The 20,717-nt window shown below is 57.6% G+C and carries 15 protein-coding genes; 3 read left to right on the top strand and 12 right to left on the bottom strand.

Annotation, left to right across the window (positions count from 1 at the left end):
- Positions 1-9 precede the first annotated feature (9 nt).
- The 12 genes from panP to MJO47_RS12775 form a co-directional block, all read right to left on the bottom strand.
- Positions 10-1,671, bottom strand: a complete 1,662-nt coding sequence (gene panP / locus MJO47_RS12720) for a pyridoxal-dependent aspartate 1-decarboxylase PanP (protein WP_253961492.1) — start codon at positions 1,669-1,671, stop codon at positions 10-12.
- A gap of 17 nt (positions 1,672-1,688) precedes the next feature.
- On the bottom strand, positions 1,689-2,576 hold the full coding sequence (gene panC, locus MJO47_RS12725; RefSeq protein ID WP_256502638.1) for a pantoate--beta-alanine ligase: 888 nt from the start codon (positions 2,574-2,576) through the stop codon (positions 1,689-1,691).
- 8 nt (positions 2,577-2,584) lie between these two features.
- Positions 2,585-3,388 carry a 3-methyl-2-oxobutanoate hydroxymethyltransferase gene (gene panB / locus MJO47_RS12730; RefSeq protein ID WP_253961493.1) on the bottom strand — a complete coding sequence of 268 codons (804 nt, stop codon included), beginning with the start codon at positions 3,386-3,388 and terminating at the stop codon, positions 2,585-2,587.
- A gap of 335 nt (positions 3,389-3,723) precedes the next feature.
- On the bottom strand, positions 3,724-4,302 hold the full coding sequence (locus MJO47_RS12735; RefSeq protein ID WP_253961494.1) for a flavin reductase family protein: 579 nt from the start codon (positions 4,300-4,302) through the stop codon (positions 3,724-3,726).
- Positions 4,303-4,328: 26 nt separating this feature from the next.
- Entirely contained in the window at positions 4,329-9,089 is a 4,761-nt protein-coding gene (locus MJO47_RS12740; protein WP_253961495.1) for an NAD-glutamate dehydrogenase domain-containing protein, read from the bottom strand.
- Between the two features lie 210 nt (positions 9,090-9,299).
- Positions 9,300-10,178, bottom strand: a complete 879-nt coding sequence (locus tag MJO47_RS12745; protein WP_253961496.1) for a peptidylprolyl isomerase — start codon at positions 10,176-10,178, stop codon at positions 9,300-9,302.
- Between the two features lie 36 nt (positions 10,179-10,214).
- Positions 10,215-11,021: a 16S rRNA (adenine(1518)-N(6)/adenine(1519)-N(6))-dimethyltransferase RsmA gene (gene rsmA, locus MJO47_RS12750; RefSeq protein WP_253961497.1), complete on the bottom strand. Its 807-nt coding sequence runs from the start codon at positions 11,019-11,021 to the stop codon at positions 10,215-10,217.
- Between the two features lie 10 nt (positions 11,022-11,031).
- The gene (locus tag MJO47_RS12755; RefSeq protein WP_253961498.1) at positions 11,032-11,478 is read right to left on the bottom strand and encodes a DUF2062 domain-containing protein; all 447 of its coding nucleotides are present in this window, start codon (positions 11,476-11,478) and stop codon (positions 11,032-11,034) included.
- 45 nt (positions 11,479-11,523) lie between these two features.
- Positions 11,524-12,549, bottom strand: coding sequence for a tRNA (adenosine(37)-N6)-threonylcarbamoyltransferase complex transferase subunit TsaD (gene tsaD, locus MJO47_RS12760; protein ID WP_253961499.1), 1,026 nt, complete (start codon positions 12,547-12,549; stop codon positions 11,524-11,526).
- Positions 12,550-12,584: 35 nt separating this feature from the next.
- The gene (locus MJO47_RS12765; RefSeq protein WP_253961500.1) at positions 12,585-13,901 is read right to left on the bottom strand and encodes a PhoH family protein; all 1,317 of its coding nucleotides are present in this window, start codon (positions 13,899-13,901) and stop codon (positions 12,585-12,587) included.
- A 35-nt stretch (positions 13,902-13,936) separates the two neighbouring features.
- Positions 13,937-15,088, bottom strand: coding sequence for an aminotransferase class V-fold PLP-dependent enzyme (locus MJO47_RS12770; RefSeq protein ID WP_253961501.1), 1,152 nt, complete (start codon positions 15,086-15,088; stop codon positions 13,937-13,939).
- Between the two features lie 205 nt (positions 15,089-15,293).
- Positions 15,294-16,352, bottom strand: coding sequence for a diguanylate cyclase (locus MJO47_RS12775; RefSeq protein ID WP_253961502.1), 1,059 nt, complete (start codon positions 16,350-16,352; stop codon positions 15,294-15,296).
- Between the two features lie 241 nt (positions 16,353-16,593).
- Here MJO47_RS12775 and MJO47_RS12780 point away from each other — a divergent pair, with 241 nt between their 5' ends.
- The 3 genes from MJO47_RS12780 (at position 16,594) to MJO47_RS12790 (ending at position 20,715) form a co-directional block, all read left to right on the top strand.
- A complete protein-coding gene (locus MJO47_RS12780) occupies positions 16,594-18,822 on the top strand; it encodes a vitamin B12-dependent ribonucleotide reductase (protein WP_253961503.1) in 2,229 nt (742 codons plus the stop codon).
- A gap of 68 nt (positions 18,823-18,890) precedes the next feature.
- A complete protein-coding gene (locus MJO47_RS12785; RefSeq protein WP_253961504.1) occupies positions 18,891-19,178 on the top strand; it encodes a hypothetical protein in 288 nt (95 codons plus the stop codon).
- Between the two features lie 238 nt (positions 19,179-19,416).
- Positions 19,417-20,715 (top strand): MFS transporter, encoded by a 1,299-nt coding sequence (locus MJO47_RS12790; RefSeq protein WP_253961505.1) that lies wholly within the window; start codon positions 19,417-19,419, stop codon positions 20,713-20,715.
- Positions 20,716-20,717 lie beyond the last annotated feature (2 nt).

Raw genomic sequence — 20,717 nt, forward strand, 5'->3', positions numbered from 1 at the left:
GACGAGCGATCAACCGGCTTTTTGGGCCGAGTGCGGCAACCGCAGAATGTCGCGGATCTGCCGCAGCAGCTCCTGAGTCTCCTCATGCTGCACGAGGTCGCACTGTTCCTGCAGGACCTCATCGAGGATGTCGTCGGTAGTCAGAGGATTGGCCAGCACCACCCGGAAGACGGTAAGCGTCGCATGGCCATAGCGGGCAAAGCGAAGACTGGTGCGCGAAACAAAGGTGTTGCCCACTTCACGCTGCTCTTTCTGAATCAGGCGGGTGATCTGGTCGAGCAGATCGTTGACCTGCCCCTGGCTCTCCGGCGTTGCCTGGGCCAGAACGGCCTGCACATCAGCCGGATTGTAGCGATAGGTCAGGATGTTCAACTCCGGTTCGGACATGAGTTCGAAGTCGGGATGCCGGCGAATCTTGTCGGCAAAGGTGCGGGCCCGGGCGAGGCCCATATCGATGAGAAGTTCGTAGCCTTTGCGTCCAATGATGGACAAACCGGCATGGACCAGCATCGACTTGCCGGGCCGGGAACCTTCCAGGGTATGACTGCCCAGATCCTTGGAGCCATGGCGCAGGATATAGGCGGCATGGTGTTCGATAGCGGTCAGGGCGGCGGGGTCCTTGAAGAGCACCATGCCGGCGCCCATGGGGACGTAGAGCTGTTTGTGCGCGTCAATGGTAACCGAGTCGGCTCGTTCAATCCCCCGGAGAAGATGCCGGTGGTTTTTGGAAAAGAGGGTGGGCCCGCCCCAGGCCGCGTCCACATGAAAATGGCAGCCGATTTCCTCGGCATAGTCAGCCATGGCCTCCAGAGGATCGACATTGCCCGTCTCGGTGGTACCGGCGATGCCGATGAGCGCCATAGGACGAATATTTTGGCCCCGCAACCGCTCGACCTGCAGGCGCAGATGACCCATATCCATCCGGTTGTTGTCATCCGTTTCAACCAGCACCAGGTTGTCGCGTCCAATACCCAGCACGTCGGCGGCCTTCCCCAGGCTGTAATGTCCCCGACGTGAGACCAGGATCGCCAGCCCCTGGCAGCCCAGATGCTGTATGGCCCGAAATAGGCCTTCCTGGGCAATGCCGCGAAAATCGCCGGACGGACCGCACAGACGGTTGCGCGCAGTCCACAGGGCCGTGACGTTGGCAATCGTCCCCCCGGAACAGAAGGCACCCAGCGCATGGTCGCTGTCATGTATCCAGCGCGTATAGAACTTGTCGTCTTCGGCGTAAATGAGACGGTGCAGCATCGCCAGCACCTGGCGTTCCATGGGCGTAAAGGCCTTGGAAGTCTCCACCTTGACGAGATTCTGATTCAGTGCCGTCATGATCCGTGACAATGGGAGCATGAAATAGGGCAGCGCCGAGGTCATGTGACCGATGAAGCTGGGCGAGGCCGTGTGAACCGACTGGGCCACCAGCTTCTCCTTGACGAAGTCGGTATAGTCGGAAACGTAGGTTGGATCTTCAGGAATGTGGGAATCGGAAAAATCTTCCTCGATCTCCTCCAGACTGCGTTCCAGGGCGACGATGTGCTCCTGCAGAAAACCGGTAACGTTGTCGGTAATCGCCCTGTCAACCTCGCCGAGGGTGGAATCAGGGCTTTCAGGAACCGTAAAAATACGGTACAGGTTTTCCAGGTTGGCCTTGGCGAGTTCTCGCGGTGTCATCGCATCCTCTTCGGATCTCAGCCTTGGGATGGGGCCGAATCCAGCAAAAAGCCGTTGTCGATCAGGCGGGTCTGTCCGATAAAAACAGCCAGCAGCAGGACGGAATCAGGGTCGACGGTGGCTTGCTGCTGCAGGGTTCGTTGATGGCAGATCTGAAGGTAATCGATGCGGGCGTCGGGCATGGCGGCAATAAGCTGCGTCAGCTCAGCAATAACCGCATCGGCAGCGATTTGGCCCTGGGCAGCCATCTCTCTGGCCATTACCAGAGCGCGGGAAAGCACCAGAGCCTGGCGGCGCTGCTCGGCGCTCAGGTAAACATTGCGTGAGCTCATGGCAAGCCCATCCGCTTCGCGCACAATAGGCATGCCGACGACTTCAACAGGCAGATTGAGGTCGACCGTCATGCGGCGGATCACGGCTAGCTGCTGAAAATCCTTCTGACCGAAGAGCGCCACATGAGGCTGCACAATGGTGAACAGCTTGGTCACCACCGTCGTGACGCCGCGAAAATGGCCGGGACGGCTGGCGCCGCACAGCACCTCTGTCAATCCTTCGACATCGACATAGGTGGCATAGCCGCGGGGGTACATGTCGCTGGCTACGGGCGCGAAGATCAGGTCGGCTCCCGCTGTGGCGGCCAGGGCGGCGTCCCGGTCGAGATCACGGGGATAGTTGTCGAAGTCTTCGCCGGCGCCAAACTGGGTCGGGTTGACGAATATCGACAGAACCAGCACATCCCCTCGCCGGCGGCCTTCCCGCAGCAGGGAAAGGTGTCCTTCGTGCAGCCAGCCCATGGTCGGCACAAAGGCAATGCGCTTACCCGCTTCACGCAGCGCCAGGCAGCGCTGCTGCATCTGGTCGACAGAACGGACAATCTCTGGGGTCTTATTCACGGCGCTGGTCATGCCTGTCCTCACTTGAAGCTGTGCTCGGGGCCGGGAAAAGTCCCGTCCTTGACTTCACGGATATAGTCGCCGATGCCCTGGCTGATGGTGTCGGAGACATCGGCAAAGCGTTTGACGAACTTGGGCGAGTATTTCTCGCAGAGCCCGAGAATATCGTGGATGACCAGCACCTGTCCGTCACAGTGGACCCCGGCGCCGATCCCGATGGTCGGGATAGAAACCGCCGCCGTGATCTGCCGGGCCAACTCGGACGGTATGCCCTCCAGCACCAAGGCGAAGGCACCGGCCTCTGCCACCGCCTGAGCGTCGGCCAGCAATTGCCGGGCCTGTTCATCCTGGCGCCCCTGGACCCGGTAGCCACCCATGCGATGGATGGACTGGGGAGTCAGGCCGATATGACCGACCACGGGCACATCCATGGCAACGATGGCGGCAATGGTCGCGGCGATGTTCTCGCCGCCTTCCAGCTTGACGGCGTGGGCCCCTCCCTCTTTCACCAGGCGACCGGCATTGAGACGGGCCTCCCGTAGATCAACCTGGTAGGACAGAAACGGCATGTCGGCAATAATGACCGCGCTGGAGCTGCCGCGCACCACGGCGCGCGTATGATAGATCATCTCATCCATGGTGACCGGCAGGGTGTTGTCGTAGCCGGCGACCACAGAACCGACGGAATCACCGACCAGAATCATGTCGATGCCGGCCTGATCCATCAACCGGGCGAAGGGATAATCGTAGGCCGTCAGTACGGTGATTTTCTCACCGGATTCCTTCATTTTCTGGATATCGAGAATGGACTTCTGTTTATTCACGCCAACTGGTTCCTTTCGACAATTCAGGCGACCGCCACAAAAAAAGCCTTCCGGACGGGATCCGAAAGGCATGGGGTCAGCAAGGGCGGCAGACGCCCGTCTTCTTCGTTGCTTACCTTCCGTCCCGGTCCAAAGATCCAGGCGGTATCTATTTATGCGGCTTTTCTGACGTCGGGTTCCCCCGGGCTCCGGTACGGGTTCCGGGCCTTAATGAAATCGTAAAAAAGCGTTTCTCCCTATAACATACTGAAAAGTGGAGTGTCCACCGCTATATTGTCCCGACAGACTTCAAACGAGGTTCTTATCGAAAAAAAACATTAAAAATCGGCCCTGTTTCAAGGTTTGAAAAATTTCTTGCCATCACGGTAGGCCTGGGCCTTTTTCTCCCCCAGACTCCAGTATTCGCGAATCCCCCCCAAATAAACCAGAGGGTCAAATGCCAAGGCATCCATCCTCCCGTCGTCTTTAAAAGCCTCCTCACAGGCGTGTATTTCGACAATTTCCCCCAGCAGCAGGCTGTATTCGCCCAAGGGAATTTCGGAGATCAGACGGCACTCCACGCTGAGGGGGGATTCAGCCACTAAAGGCGCCTCGACCAAAGAAGCGGATTCCAGGGTCAGTCCGGTGACAGACGCCTTCTCATCTTCGCGCCCAGATCTAAGCCCGCAATAATCCGCCTCAACCGCAAGAGAAGCCGGTACCATATTGATCACAAAGGATTGAGTCGCTTTGATATTCGCGTAGGTTTTTCGTGAATGGTTCAGCGACAGCCCGATGGTGGGCGGGGTCTTGCTGACAATCCCCACCCAGGAGGCCGTCATCAGGTTGGAGGTCCCTTGGCCGTCCACAGAAGAGACGAGGGTGGTCGGTTGCGGGAAGAAGGTCACAGAGGGACCGAGTTTTCTTTTGAGCATTCATCATCCTTTCTTTGTTTCAGAATTCAGACACACAGCCCTTCAGCAGCGTTCAACAGAACCGTAAAGGGATGGAAGTTAACGGCAACCTGGCCACGCAAACTCTCCCGCAGCCCCTGGTAGCGGCGCAATTTCTGCTTGCGAAGGGAGCAGAGGGCGTCGAGGTTGCCCTGATGTTTGTCCATAACCCCCCGTACTAAATCATAGACGACGGCCTCAAAACCTTCCTGAAGAGAGCGCCGCGCCATGCGGTCCCAGCGGTCGCGAAGAGGCACCCGTTCCACCTCCTTGAGCAGGTCCCCATAACCGAGAAGCTGACGGACCTCCTTGAAAGCTTGGGCGACGGCATAAAAATCTCCCCCAGTCTCCTCCGCGAGGGTCATCAGCGGCAGGAAATCGGCGGCGTGATCCAGCAGGGACAGGTGGTGGGCGACCTCCTCATCCAGCCCGGCTTCAGTCAAAGTCGCCGCCTCGTCCTTGCATCCGGCCCAGATCTCGGCAGGCAGCACACCGCCAATGGTTTTGTAGAACAGGGCGAGATTCTCACGCAGGGTTTCGATCCCCTTTTCAGCCAGAGAGTTCCATACATCGTGCAGAAGCGACCAATGACACAAGGACTGCAGAGCCCCTTCGAGACGAATGAGAAGAGCCTGCTGGCGTTCGGCGGGCAGCACGTTGTCCAGGGCGTATAGGCCCGTACGCAGGCGCTCGCCTTCGAGCATGCGGTCGAAGGTCAAATAAGCGGCGGCCGCGTCGATCAGGGGCTTGCCGGTCTGCTGAACCAGTGTGTTGAGAAAAGCGCTGCCCGCCTGATTAATGATGGTGTTGGTAATGACCGTGGCCGTAATTTCGCAGGCGAGAGGGTGATCGGGAAGCTCGGTCAGGAAAGATTGCCGGATGGGGCCCGGGAAATAGCGCAGCAGAAAATCCCTGGCTTCCGGGCTCTGGGGAAGATCGCTCTCGAGAAGCCCCTGGTAGAGCTGCATTTTACTGTAAGCCATGAGGATGGCCAGCTCAGGCCGGGTCAGCTTCTGCCCCTGCCGCGCCTGAATATCTTTGACGGAGGGGAGGAATTCGCCGCGTCGGTCGAGCAGGCCGCTCCGGGCGAGACTGTCGATCAACTGGACATAAGGTTCGACTTCGCCCTGACTGCGGCACAGATCCAGGGAGAGGCAAAGGTGCTGCTCATAGTTGTTGGCCAGCACCTGGCAACAGACCTCGTCGGTCACTTCGGACAGAATACGGTCACGCTCGCCCTGGGAAGCAATTTTCCCTTTGTCTTTAAGGTATTGCATGAAGATCTTAAGGTTGACCTCATGGTCTGAGGTGTCCACTCCGGCGGAGTTATCTACCGCATCGGTATTGATCCGGCCGCCGTTCTGGGCAAACTCGATACGGGCCCGCTGGGTAAAGCCGAGATTGCCCCCCTCGCCGACAACCCGGGCCCGCAGTTGATTGCCATCGACCCGGACCGCATCGTTGTTGCGGTCACCGGCGTCTTCGTGTTTTTCGCCACTCTCCTTGACGTAGGTTCCGATGCCGCCGTTCCAGAGCAGGTCGACCTCGGCCGTCAGCAGAAGCTTGATCAGGCCGTTGGGATCGATGCTCTCCTGACGGATTCCCAAAAACTTGCGGACTTGCGGACTTAAAGGAATTTCCTTGGCGGAACGAGCGAATATGCCACCCCCTTCGGAAAGAAGATGCCGGTTGAAATCGTCCCAGGAGGAGCGCGGCAGATTGAACAGACGCCGGCGCTCGGCAAAAGTGGCGGTAGGATCGGGATCAGGATCCAGGAAGATATGACGGTGGTCAAAGGCGGCCACCAGGCGAATGTGCGGAGACAGGAGCATGCCGTTGCCAAAGACGTCCCCGCTCATGTCGCCAATACCGACAACGGTAAAAGGCTCCTTCTGGATATTCTGCCCCAGTTCTCTGAAGTGAGATTTGACGCATTCCCAGGCCCCACGTGCCGTAATACCCAACTTTTTATGGTCATATCCGTGGGAGCCGCCGCTGGCAAAGGCGTCATCGAGCCAGAATCGGTATTCTCGGCTGACCGCGTTGGCCGTATCGGGCAGATGCGCGGTCCCTTTGTCGGCAGCGACAACGAGGTAAGGATCTTCCTCGTCGTACGCTACGATCCCTTCGGCGCGAGCCACCGTATCTCCTACCCTGTTGTCCGACAGGTCGAGCAGGCCACGCATGAGGGTCTGGTAGGCAGCCTTGGAGAGCACGGCCCCTTCGTCCCTGTTACTGTACGGGGTCTTGACGATAAACCCACCTTTGGAGCCGACCGGGACAATCAAAGCGTTCTTGGTCATCTGGGTCTTCATCAAACCGAGAACTTCGGTGCGAAAATCGTCGGGGCGGTCTGACCAGCGAATGCCGCCGCGGGCGACCCGACCGCCGCGCAGGTGAATGCCCTCCATGGTGGCGCTGTGCACGTAGACTTCAAAGAGGGGGCGGGGCGCCGGCATGTCGATGATACCCATAGCGCTGATCTTGAACGCGAAAAAATAATCCTTGCTGTCAACCCGTCGATAAAAATTGGTCCGCACGGTCGAATCGATGAGGTTGAAGAGAGCCCGTAGAATATTGTCTTCGTTGACATCCGATACGTCCTGCAAGGCCGTGATCAATTGCATCCGGATGGGAGACAGGGCCTCCTCCTCGCGTGTGAGGGGATCGTCCCAGTCCGGCTTGTCCAGAAAACGCGCTTCAAAATAGCGATACAGCAGATGCGTGACTTCCGCATTGTGAATCAGGGCCATGGCCACCCTTTTTTTGGTATAGGGACAGCCAATCTGGAAGTAATAGTTTCGATAGCCGCGAAAAACGTCGATCTGCTGCCAGGAGAGTCCTGTTAGAACAAGAATGCCGTGGAGATAATCGTTTTCGACATGGCCGCGACGCAGAGCTTGCAGGGCGTCGAGCAGGAGAGGCTTGACCTCGGCCAGAGCCAGGGCGTTCGGGGGCGACGTCCGGATGGTAAAGCTCTTGATGAAGACCTTTTTGCGGTCGAGGGTGACGGTAAAGTCGATTTCATCCTCAACGCACAGATTCAGGTTTTCCAGAAAAGGGATCAGTTCGTTGAGGAAGCTGTTGTGGAGACTGTAGAACTGCAAACGGTATGTTTTACCATCGAAAGGGCCCCACAGATCGAGGACTTCTTCGCCACTCTGCAGAACCTGCTCGATGCCGCGGATGTCCCTCACGGCAAAACGGGGATGCAACAGCGCTTTGTATTCGAGAGGGAAGACATCCTGATAGCGCTTGGCCAGCGTCGCCCCAGCTACCTCACCGAACCGATGCTCCAGCTGGGTGCGGATTTTAAGATCCCAGGGCCGGATTTTCCGGCTCAACCCTCGCTCAAGGCGATCCATATCGAGGACGATTTTCGGTTGATCAATGTGAATATGGACATGAAGACTGATAAAGTCCGGACTGATGTGAATCACCTTGGAGACGACCCGTTGGGTCTGAAAAAAGAGGGAAAGATAATGTTCGATACGGTTCACCCGTTCGGATGAATAATAGTCCCGCGGCATGATGACCAGCAGGGTAATCCCCTGCACCGCCAGACTGCGCGTCGCCACAATCTTGATAGCGTCGTGCCGGTAAAGCAGAGCGAAGGAACGGACCGTCTGGGTCAGTTCTTCGTCACTCATGAAGAAGAGTTCGACCTTGGGGAAGGTATTGAAAATCTCATGGGTTTTACGGTAATCGTGACTACCCGGCAATATGTGAAGACGGCTTAAAACATCTTCGAAGCGCTGCCGAAGCGCCGGCACGTTAAAGGCCAATTCGTCGGCACTTTGGGACGAGAAGAGTCCGAGGAAGATGTGTTCCAACCGCCGCCCGTCGGCCATCTCTTCGCGAACGCCGATATAGACAAGTGGATCCGCCCGGTAGACAAGGCTCACCCGCTCCAGCGTATCCACCACGACATCGCGGTCCCGCTGCAGACGGGCGCAGGTCGGTTCATGACAGTCGTCCAAAGGCCGGGGAGAGGAGAGGTCCACCTCCTCCGGGTCAAAGGGGATGCCAAGGGAATCTTCCACCTGCAGATGCACGGTTGCTGTCCCATGACGGTCTTTGGACAGGACCAGGCCATGGTAGCCGAAAGGCAAAAAGTTGCCGTCCTGCAGCCAGCTCCAAAAATCGGCGAAGCCACCCTTTTGCGCCAGATCCTGCATGTCCTGCAGACGGGACTTCATGGCGGCGCCGTCCTGGTGAACGGCCAGGGTGGCCAAGAGCGCCTTGCGCACCCCTTGTTCGATCCGCAGATAGGTCTCGGAGGATGCGCCTTCGATTTCAATGATGATGAAAGATTCCTTCGGCCCAGCGGCCTCGATGGAGTCGATGGCCACCAGGTGATCCTGCTGCCGGTGGACGGTCAGAATGGGGTGAGCGATCAGGCGAAAATCAATATGATGGCTGAGAAGGTACGATTGCACCGAATCGAGCAGGAAGGGCGCATCCGGAGAATTGGTCACCAGCAGAGCGTGTCCTTCCACCTCCAGAGGCTCAAGGGCGACAACCAACTGCTGCCGCGGCGCTTCAAGCAGACCGAGAAAAATTTCGAGCCACGAAGCGATCTGGTCCTCTGAAGCCGCGGCCATATAAGACAGCGGCGTGGTTGCACGCAGGGACTCGGCCAGGGCGGCCAGACACTGGTACTTTGTATCCTCTACCTTGGCTCGATAACCGCGCAATACGGCGTCGATGCGTTGATCCATTTCCTGGGGCGATACACCTTGGGTTCCGGATACGACCTTGATGTCCATGCAAAATCTCCAGTGGTTCCGGCAAAAGGTCCGGTTCAGCTCAAAGGACGCCTTTGGCGCAGTAATTAACGAGGATATCCGCAGACGAGTCTCAGGCTAAGACTAATGCATGACGGCGGCTTTGACAAGGCAAGCCACCCTGGCCAGCCATCTAATCAAAAAAAGGCGCCAGCTTTGACAGCGGCGCCTTTGGTAAAGAATCAAGTTGCACTAACGAGACATGAATTCAATGGTTGCTCTGGCCTTAAGCTCGCCGACCCATTCCTGCAGGGCATCGGCGCCGGCCTCTTCCTGAAGGAATTGGCGAATCTTGGGGGTCGCCTCCTCCAGCGTCAGGGTTTGCGCCTGCTGGCGGGAAAGCACCTGGATAAGATGGAAGCCGAACTGGGTTTCCACGATGTTCTGCACAATGCCCTTTTCCTGAGAAAACGCCGCCTCTTCAAAAGGCTTGACCATGTCTCCTCGTGAAAAGTAGCCGAGATCGCCCCCCCGTCCCGCACTGGGACAAGCCGAATGTTCCCGGGCCAGAGCGGCGAAATCCTCTTCGGTGGCTTTGTCCAGCAGGTCACGGGCCTGGGCCAGGGCCCCTTCCCGATCATCCTCCTTGACTTTTATGAGAATGTGGCTGGCGCGGACCTTTTCGGGCGACTGCATCTTCTCAGGGTAGCGATGATAGATTTCTTTGACTTTGTCAGCCCCTGGTTCCGGCAGTTTGGCCAATTTTGCGGCGATCATGCGGTTGACCGTCAGATCCTGCTGAATCATGCGCCGATAGACCGCCGGTTCAATGCCGGCCTTCTGCAGCGTGCCGTAGAATTCGTCCTCCGTCGGGAAGTTCCGGACAATCTTGGCCATCTCCTCGGAGACCGCCTTTTCATCGGCAACCGCGCCCTGGGAAAGGGCTTCCTGAAAAATCAGCTCACGGGCGAGCAGTTTTTCCTCGGCGAGTTCTTCCATGGCGTGCAGTTCATCGGCCGAGAGCTGATCCATGGTTTTACGGTAACGGTCCATGGCGTAACCCTGAATGGCGTTCTGGTATTCAAAGGCGCTGATGGGACGCCCATTGACTTTGCAAAAACAATCGGACACGTCATATCCTCCTGCCGCCACCATTTGGCGGGGCGGTTATGGGTTAAAAGATGCCTTGAGTTCACGGGCCAGTTGGCTGAATTCGGACAGGGTCAAGGTTTCACCGCGACGGCCGGGATTGATTTCAGCCTGTGCCAGCGCCCCATCCACCTGCGCGGCCGCGAAGCCGGAACCCGTCAGAGAGTTGCGCAGGGTCTTGCGGCGCTGGGCAAAAGACGCTTTGACCACCTTACGAAAGAAGACGGGGTCATCAATAGCGACCCTCGGTTCTGAGCGAGCCTGAAACTCCAGAACGATGGAATGCACCTTGGGGGGTGGGTTGAAGGCTCCCGGCGGCACGTTCACCACCTTATGGATATCGAACCAGACCTGACAGAGCACCGAGAGAATGCCGTAGTCGCGCGTGCCGGGTCCCGCCGCAAGACGATCGCCCACCTCTTTCTGAAACATCAGCACCAGCCGGGAGAAGAGCTGGCGATGATCGAGAATTTTGAAGAGAATCTGGCTGGAAATATTATAGGGAAGATTGGCCACCAGCTTATAGGGAGGTTCGGTGAGAATATTGTTCCAGTCCAGATGCAGGGCGTCCCCTTCAAAGACGGCCAGGTTCACTTCGGTTCTGTGCTTGAGCCGTTCAACCAGGTTGCGATCGACCTCCATGACCACCACCTGCCCGGCCACGGGCAGCATCCGGTCGGTCAACACGCCGAGACCAGGGCCGATTTCCAGCACACGATCCGCTGAGGACAACTCGGCAGCGGCGAGAATCCGGTCGATTACCTGCACATCGTGCAGAAAGTTCTGCCCGAAACGTTTTTGAGGGCGATGATAGGATTGTTCCATGTCAACTCATTCAGAAAGGACGACGGGGTCTCGGCCAGCGAGAAATCCGTATCGTCTTGACAATAGGGATAAGACGCAGGGTCAGCGCATAGGTCAGCGAAGCGCAGAGGAATCCATAGATGATACTGCCGACAGACAGGGGCAGCAGGACTTCAAATCCCAGACTTTTAAACGCGGCGAAACTGAATTCAGCAGGAAGCCTGGCGTGTTCCATACCCAGCAGAAGTCGACCTGATTCGTATTCAAGGGCGTAGATGATCGGCGCCGTCAACGGATTGGTGACCCACACGCCGACCAGGGCGGCAATGCGGTTTTCACGCAGCAGAAAAGCCAGAAAAACGGCGATAATCATCTGAAACCCGAAAGTCGGGGTCATACCCACCAGGACTCCAAGGGCCAGGCCTTTGGCAATCTCGTCCGGCGACTTGCGTAGGCGGACAAGCAGAAGCAGATTCAACTTAAGTTGCCGGACCAAAGAAAAACGCCGCCACATAAATTAGGCTCAATCTCCAGAAAGCAGGCCGGCCTGATCCAGGGGCCAACTGGCGACAGCGTTGAGATCGAGGGTCCCCCTGCACCCGGACTCCAAGTAGGCATTGCCGGCGACGGCCAGCATGGCGGCGTTGTCGCCGCAGAGACCCGGCGAAGGGAAAAACACCTCGAAACCTTTTTCCACACCCTCTTTTTGAAAGGATTGGCGCAGCCCCCGGTTGCAGGCGACCCCACCGGCGACGACGATGCGCGAGAGTCCGTGTTCTTCTGCCGCCCGCAGGGTCTTGCGGGTGAGAACCTCGACAACGGCGGTCTGGAACCCGGCGGCGATATTTCGCAAAGTCGCTTCATCCACCTGCGATTTCAGGTGGCGAACGTGATTCAGCACAGCCGTCTTGATGCCGCTGAAGCTGAAATCGAGATTTTTCTGGTGCAGGAGGGGGCGCGGGAAAAGGATGGCCTCGGGGTCGCCCTCGGCTGCCAGCCGGTCGATGACCTGACCGCCGGGATACCCCAATCCCAGCAGCTTGGCCACCTTGTCAAAGGCCTCGCCGGCAGCGTCATCGAGGGTCCTGCCTAGCACAGTATAGCGACCGATGCCGTCGACCCTATAAAGGTGGGTATGCCCCCCGGATACAGCCAGCGCGAGAAAAGGAAAATCGATTTCCTGCTCCAGCAGGGGCGAAAGAATGTGCCCCTCAATATGGTGAACCCCCACCATGGGAATGCCGCGGGCAAAAGCCATGGCCTTGGCCACGGAAAGACCGACCAGCAGGGCGCCCACGAGGCCGGGACCGCGGGTAACGGCAATCCCCTCAATCTCCATCAGGGAAACCCGGGCTTTTTCCAAAGCCTCGTCAATAACCACGGAGATGGCCTCGACGTGCTTGCGCGAGGCCAGTTCGGGAACGACCCCGCCATAGCGCGCGTGGATATCGACCTGGGAGGCGATGACATTGGATAAAACCTCGCGGCCATGGCGCACCACGGCGGCGGATGTTTCATCGCAGGAAGATTCAATGGCGAGTACAAGCATTCTTAAAACGTCTTCACAAGGTCTAAGGGTCAGTCCTACAGCAGGTTGGCCGCCAATTCGGCCAACTGGGAGCGTTCCCCCTTGGTCAGGGTGACATGCCCGGCAATTTCCTGGCCCTTGAATTTTTCAACCGTGTAGGTCAGGCCATTGCTGGACGAATCGACATAGGGATTGTCGATCTGGTACGGGTCACCGGTAAGGACGATCTTGGTCCCCTCCCCGGCCCGCGTGATGATGGTTTTTATTTCGTGGGGAGTCAGGTTCTGGGCCTCGTCGACGATCATGTACTGCTTGGGGATGGAACGGCCGCGGATATAGGTCAGGGGTTCGATCTCCATCAGCCCCATGTCGACGAGTTCCTTGTAGCCCCTTTTGCGCTTGCCACGCTCCTCCACCGCCCCCAGCAGCAGTTCGACGTTGTCGAAAATGGGCTGCATCCAGGGCGCCAGCTTTTCTTCGACATCGCCCGGCAGAAAACCGAGATCCTTCCCCATGGGAAAAACAGGACGCGACACCAGCAGCCGGCTGAAGGATCCTTCATCGGCGGACTTGAACAGGCCGGCGGCAATGGCCAGCAGGGTTTTGCCAGTGCCAGCCTTACCGACCAGGGTCACCAACTGGATGTCGTCATCGAGCAACAGGTCCAGAGCGAACTGCTGCTCCCGATTACGAGGCAGAATGCCCCAAACGCCGTCCTTAGGAGGGCGAACCAGGGGATTGAGGCGTTCCATCTTGGCGTTGTAGCGACCAATGGCGGTATGGGAAGGATTGGACGCCTCTGCCAGGGTGATGCCCTGGTTGGGATAATAGGGTCCCGAAAAATCAAGGTAGCCCTGACCGTAGAAGCGGTCGACCTCGTCCTTGTTGACCACAACCTGGGCGGTGCCCGAATAGAGTTCCTCGATGGAGACCTTATCCGACTCGTAATCCTCGGCCCGCAGACCGATGGCATCGGCTTTGATGCGCAGGTTGGTGTCCTTGGTGACAAAGATAACCGGACAGGAACACTGCTTTTTCATGTCCATGGCGACAGCCAGAATTCGGTTGTCACCACGATCCGCCCGCAGTTCGGGCGGCAGGAGTTTCATCGAGCCGTCAGTGTAGAGTTCCACCTTGAGGATGCCACCGCCTTCAAGGGGTACGCCGTCGACCAGGGGAGCCTTTTGCCGAAAGGAGTCGAGAATACGGGAAATCTGGCGCGCATTGCGCCCGGTCTCACTGAGATCTTTTTTGAAATTATCGATCTCCTCGATGACCGTGATAGGGACGATGACGTCATTGTCTTCAAATTTAAAAATAGCCTGAGGATCATGGAGAAGCACGTTGGTGTCGAGGATGAAGGTCTTTTTCATACGATCCTTTCTTTGATCTGGGCAGCCAGGCCGAATCAGGCCTCGGGGCGTGACAGAATGGCATCCACCGCCGTGAGAAAACAATCGATATCGTCAACTGTGTTGAAAAAACCGGGGCTCACGCGCACGGTCCCCCGCGGGAAGGTGCCGATGGTTCGATGCGCGGCAGGCGCGCAGTGCAGGCCGACCCGGCAGCAGATCTGGTGCTCGTGATCGAGCAGAAAACCGACTTCGGCCGGATCCCGCCCGATCAGATTAAAGGAAACGGCACCGCCATGATAGCGGAAATCCCGTGGCCCGTACAGTTCGACGCCTTTTACTTGCCGGAGGCCATCCATCAGGCGTTGCAGCAAGGTTCTTTCGTGAGTGCGAATGGCTTCGATTCCCGTTTCGGCGATAAATTCGACGCCCGCCTTGAGTCCGGCCAGTCCCGGGGTGTTGACCGTTCCGCTTTCCAGATGTTCGGGCATCGATTCGGGCTGGCTCAGGGAATGGGAGGCATTGCCGGTCCCTCCGTAAAGAAGGGGCTTGAGGTTCAAACCAGGATGGACGTACAGGAAACCCGTACCCTGGGGACCATACAGGCCTTTGTGTCCGGGGACCGCCAACAGGTCGATGGCGAGGGCAGAGACATTGAGGGCAAACAGGCCGGCGCTCTGGGCGGCATCGACCATAAAGAGGATACCTTCCTTGCGGCACCAGGGGCCAATCTCTTCAATGGGCTGCAGGGTTCCCGTGACGTTGGAACAATGATTGAGAATGACCAGTCGCGTTTTTTCCCGACAGGCCTTCTTGACGTCCTCGGGATCGATGAATCCCTGCGAATCGGCCGGAACCTGGACGACTTGGACGCCCATTTCCTGCAGGGCAAAAAGAGGCCGCGCCACGGCGTTGTGTTCCATGCCAGAGGTAACAACCCGGTCCCCGGCCTTGAGCAGGCCGAAAAGCGCCAGGTTGATGGCTTCGGTTGCGTTGGCCGTAAAAGCGATACGGGAAGAGTCTTCAATGGCAAAAAGGTCGGCCAGGGCGACGCGCGTTTCATAGACCAGGCGACTGGCCTCTACGGCCAATTGATACCCTCCCCGGCCCGGGCTGGCCCCGATGGTGCGCATGGTCTGTTCAACGGCACGATAAACCGACTCGGGCTTGGGAAAGGAAGTCGCTGCGTTGTCCAGATACAAAGCCATATACACTCGATATAATGTGGGTGACGGGGCCCCTAGCCTGCCTGCGCATTATGACAGGCGGCGGCAAAACAGGCAACCAGACATTGCACAGCATCTATTTTCCGACGCCGATGAAGACGGCATAATTACCATTGCTGGCCGAGGTTGGCAACCTCTTTCGACGGGGAAATTCCACGGAAAGAACGACTTAGGCGAAATAACGGAATCAGATCTCGACGGCGTCGTCGGGCAGGATATGGACCTGACCTGGGACATCGCGGTGGAGGAACAGAAGCGCATCCAGATGGCGCAACAACGTGTTGAGATTTTTACCGTCTTTGGGAAAAGAGACCACGGCGGCGCTGGCCGTTACCGGACCGGCGGCGGAAATAGGCAGATCCCGATGGGACTTCTGCGAAATAAGCTGGCACCCGTTCTGGGCAAGTTTTAGAGCCTCTTCCAGCGGAGTCTCTGGCAAAATCGCGATGAACTCCTCTCCGCCATAGCGAAAAAGGGTATCGAATTCCCGAAAAGATTCCCTGAGCAGGCGGGCTACCGTTTTAAGGACGATATCGCCGTTTGAATGACCGAAACTGTCATTGAAGCGCCTGAAGTCATCCAGATCGAAATGGATGAGAGAAAAGGGAAAGCCATAATACTGGGAACGTGAGAGTTCCTGTTGGAAAAGAGATTTGAATTGACTTTGATTATACAGACGCGTCAGGGGGTCGGTGCGGGTAAAAAAGTCGGCCTGGGCTCGGATTTGCGCATTGTCTATACAGAGAGCGGCAAAAGAGGCAATGATGGAAAATATCTGGATCTGAGAGTCGTGAATCTGACGAGGCTCGAAATCGTCCAGATAAAATATGCCGACTACTTTGTTACGGCATTTAAGGGGAGAAGCCACCAGGGAACGAATGCCCTCTTTTTCCAAAGGCCAGGGTGTCACCGAAAAGGCCATCTGTGTATCTTCAATGACGAAAACTTCGCCCCGCTGGAGTATTCTCTGGGTGACATCCCCCTCTTCAACCACCCAACGGTCGCGGGCCACAAATTGAGGGCTCAACCCTCGGTGCGCGTGCAGAACCAGCTGCCGGGTCTCCTCCTCATACAGGGCGATGCTCCCGGCCGGCATGGAGAGGCTTTCCATACCGATGCGCAGCAGTTTGGCCAGCAGTTCGTCAAGGTCCTGTGGCGACAAAGCCACCTGGGACGCCTTGAAAAGTTCCTGTAGTTGCCGGTTACTGGCCGCCGTTGACTTCAGACCTTCCATCCATCCTTTCATTGGTCACCCCCCCCATAAAACACCGTTTTAACATATTAATGAAAAGTGTAAAGATAATTTTCCTGCCGCAATTAACACCTTTTTGGTTATTTTTAAAAATCACCCAAGGACTTCCTTGACAACCACGACATCTTGTGGAATAAATCTGGACGACCACACAATATTGAGTATCCTGGCAATTTACTGGTCCATGGACCAGCCGCTCTTTGTTTTTCTCAGTTATGACAAAAAAGGACGCCTTATGAAGAAACAGCCCGCCAGCAGCCATCTGCCCCTCTCCAAAAATGCCCTCACCGTACTGGAAAGACGCTACCTGAAACGAAACAGCGACGGCAAGGCGCTTGAGTCGCCGTCCGACATGTTTCACCGGGTCGCCGACGCCATCGCTGCGGCCGAAACGCGTCTAAAGTCGAGCGTCAAGGCGGATGAACTGGCCAAGAAATTCTACGATTTGATGACATCCCTCGACTTTCTCCCCAACTCTCCCACGCTGATGAACGCCGGACGAGAACTGGGTCAGCTCTCCGCCTGCTTCGTCCTGCCCGTCGGTGACTCGATGGAGAGCATCTTCGAGGCCATCAAGCAGACGGCCCTGATCCACAAGAGCGGCGGCGGCACCGGCTTTTCCTTTTCCCGCGTTCGCCCGGCCAATGACGTCGTGCTGTCGACCAAAGGAGTTTCTTCCGGTCCCCTCTCTTTCATGAAGGTGTTCGATGCAGCCACCGAGACCATCAAGCAGGGCGGTACCCGCCGCGGCGCCAACATGGGGATCATGCGGGTCGACCATCCCGACATCATGGATTTCATCATGGCCAAGCGGGACCAGAAGGTGCTCACCAATTTCAATATCTCCGTCGGCTTGACCGAAGCCTTCATGGAAGCAGTTGAAAACGGTGGGGAATACGAGATTATCAACCCCCGCAGCAAAGATGTGGTCAAGAAAATGGATGCCCGCAAGGTGTTCGAACACATCGTCGAAATGGCCTGGACCAACGGTGAACCGGGGATCATCTTTCTCGACCGCCTCAACCGGGACAACCCCACTCCCCAGGTCGGAGAGATCGAGGCAACCAACCCCTGTGGCGAACAGCCCCTGCTCCCCTACGAATCCTGCAACCTCGGCTCCATCAACCTCAGTCACATGGTTGACAAGGGCAAGATGGACTGGAAAAAACTCGGCGACGTCGTCAAAACCGCGACCCGCTTCCTCGACAACGTGATCGAGGTCAACACCTACCCCCTCAAGGAAATCGAGGAGATGACCAAGGCCAATCGCAAGATCGGCCTCGGGGTCATGGGCTGGGCCGACATGCTCATCCTGCTCGGCATCCCTTACAACAGTGCGGAAGCTGTGGCGCTGGGGGAAAAGGTCATGCAGTTCATTACGACCGAGTCTCGTCAGGTCTCCCGCCAGCTCGCCGAGGAGCGTGGCGCCTTCGCCAACTTCAAGGGGAGCCTGTACGACCAGAAGGGGGAGCCGCCGCTGCGCAACGCCACCTGTACAACCATCGCCCCGACGGGCACCATCTCGATTATCGCCAATGCCTCCAGCGGCATCGAGCCCCTGTTCGCAGTCTCCTATGTGCGCCAGGTGCTGGACAACGACATCCTGGTGGAGGTGCATCCTCTATTTGAAAAGATCGCCAAGGAGCGTGGGTTCTACACACCGGAACTGATGAAGCTCATTGCCGAGCACGGTACCATCCAGGACTTCAAACAGATCCCCGAGGATGTGCGCCGCGTCTTTGTCACCGCCCACGATATTACCCCTGAAGACCATATCGCCATGCAGGCGGCTTTCCAGAAATACACTGACAACGCCGTCTCCAAAACGGTCAATTTCCCCCACACCGCCAGCCGGGAGGATGTGTCGCAGGTGTATCGCATGGCCTATCACCAGGGCTGCAAAGGGGTCACCATCTACCGTGACGGCTCCCGCGACCAGCAGGTACTCTCGGTGGGCAAAAAGGATGAAAAGGGCGCCGAAGAGACCATTCCCATGGAGAGCCACAAGGGCAGCCGCAAAAAGGAGCGGCCCCGGGCCCTGCGCGGCGCCACCTACCAGATGGAGACCGGCTGCGGACCGCTCTATGTCACCATCAACGAGGACAGCAACGGTCTCTTCGAACTCTTCACCACCATGGGCAAGGCCGGCGGCTGTGCCGCGTCCCAGTGCGAAGCCATTGGGCGTCTCGTCTCTCTCGCCTGGCGCAGCGGCGTCCAGGCCCGCCAGGCCGTCAAGCAACTCATCGGCATCACCTGCCACAAACCGGCCGGCTTCGGTGAAAACCGCATCACCTCCTGCGCCGACGCCGTGGCCAAGGCGATCCAGATGCACACTCTGACCGAAGGGGAAGAGGCAGCTCAGCTGGTCATCAACGGCGGCGCCTGCCCCGAATGCGGTGGCCCGGTGGAACACGAGGGCGGCTGCAGCGTTTGTCACGCCTGTGGTTATTCTGAATGCGCCTAAACGCCTTTTCCTTCATCAGCCAGGCCCGCAGGGGCCTGGCTTTTTTAGTCCGTTGACAGGTCGGTCACATGTCTGATTCAAAAGAGTGGGAAGAGATCTGCCGGCGCTGCGGGCAGTGCTGTTTCGAGAAGTGGGTGGACGAGAACGGGACGATTTTCCCCACCACCATTGCCTGCCGCTACCTGGACGTGATTGAACGCACCTGCAAGGTCTATCACAAGCGGTTCGAAGTGGGAGAAGGTTGTCTCAAGCTCACGCCGTCCCTGGTAGAAACGGTACAGTGGCTGCCGCCGGACTGCGGGTATGTGCTCCAGCGCCAAAAGCAGGAGCCCGATGAGTCAAAAAAACAGATCTAACGAATGCGGCTTTTTTGACTGAATTCAAGCTTTACAGCCCTGAAAGGTTCTAAGGGCCTGTTCTGACAGGTTCGGCGGCAATTGGCACCGGTGTTGCTAGTAGGCAGAATAAGAACAACTTATTCGCCCCGGTGCTTTCCCTCCTTGGCCCGGGGCATTTTTTTGTTTATGCTCACCCTGACCGCTCGCCGCGCCGGCCCGCCACTCATTCCCATATTCGCCACAGATGGTAGCCATCATGAATGAAGCATCCCGCCGCAAAGCCTGGTTCAGCTGGTGCCTGTATGACTGGGCCAACTCCGCCTATGCCACGGTTATCCTGGCCGCCGTGCTGCCGGTCTATTTTGTCTCCCTGGTGCCGGTCGAAGGCGCCCGCCTCAGCCTTTTCGGCTGGACGCACAACATGCCGGCTTCAGCCTTGTGGGGATATGCCGTTTCCCTGTCCATGCTGCTGGTGGCCATCTCGGCCCCTTTTCTCGGCGCTCATGCCGACCGTAGCGCCTCCAGGCGCCACTGGCTCATCTTCTTCTGCCTGATCGGCTCCGTGGCTACCGCCCTCCTCTTTTGGGCCTCCTCCGGGCGCTACCTGTTGGCCGCGGGGTTGTTCGTTATCGCCAACACCGGCTTTGCCGCCGGCAACATTTTCTACAATGCTTTTTTGCCGGCCCTTGCGGAGGGAAACGACGTCGATCGCCTGTCGGCGCGGGGATTTGCTTCAGGGTATATCGGTGGGGGGCTCGTGCTGCTGGTCGTCTTTGTGATGATCCAGTTTCACGGGGTTTTCGGTTTTGCCGATGCGGGGGCGGCCAGCCGGGCTGGGTTTCTACTGACAGGTCTGTGGTGGCTGCTGTTCTCTCTGCCTATGTTTCACTATGTACGCGAAGACGTCTTCGTCCATGAACCGCAGCCGATGCTGCAGGGGTTTCGGGATTACGTCAAAACCTTTGCCGAAATCCGTCGTTACCGGGATTTGCTGCTCTTTCTGGTGGCTTTCCTTTTCTACAATGACGGCATCCAGACCATCATCGTCGTCTCGGCCATTTTCGGCCGAGAAGAACTGGGCTTGAGCCAGGGTACCATTCTGGGGGCCTTTCTCATGATCCAGTTCGTAGCCATGCCCGGTAGCCTGCTCTTTGGCCGGCTGGCCGAACGTTTCGGCCCTAAACGGTCCGTACTGGCAAGCCTCTTTCTTTTTGCCGGCGTCACCATCTATGCCTTCTTCATGGCGGCAGCCTATGAATTCTGGATTCTGGGGTTTGTGGTGGCCCTGATTCTCGGCGGCAGTCAGGCCATCAGCCGCTCTCTTTTCGCCTCCTTGATCCCCACAGGCAAAAGCGCCGAATTTTTCGGATTTTATGCCATCAGCGGCAAATTTGCCTCCATTTTCGGCCCCATGATCTTCGCCCTGATTGCCGACCTCACCGGCTCGACGCGTCATGCCATTCTGGCCCTGATCGTCTTTTTTGTGGTGGGAATCGTCCTGCTGCTACGGGTAGATATCGAAAGAGGCCGCCAGTTGGCCCGTAGTACCCGTTAGGT

The organism is Desulfuromonas sp. KJ2020 (assembly GCF_024197615.1).
Taxonomy (GTDB): domain Bacteria; phylum Desulfobacterota; class Desulfuromonadia; order Desulfuromonadales; family SZUA-540; genus SZUA-540.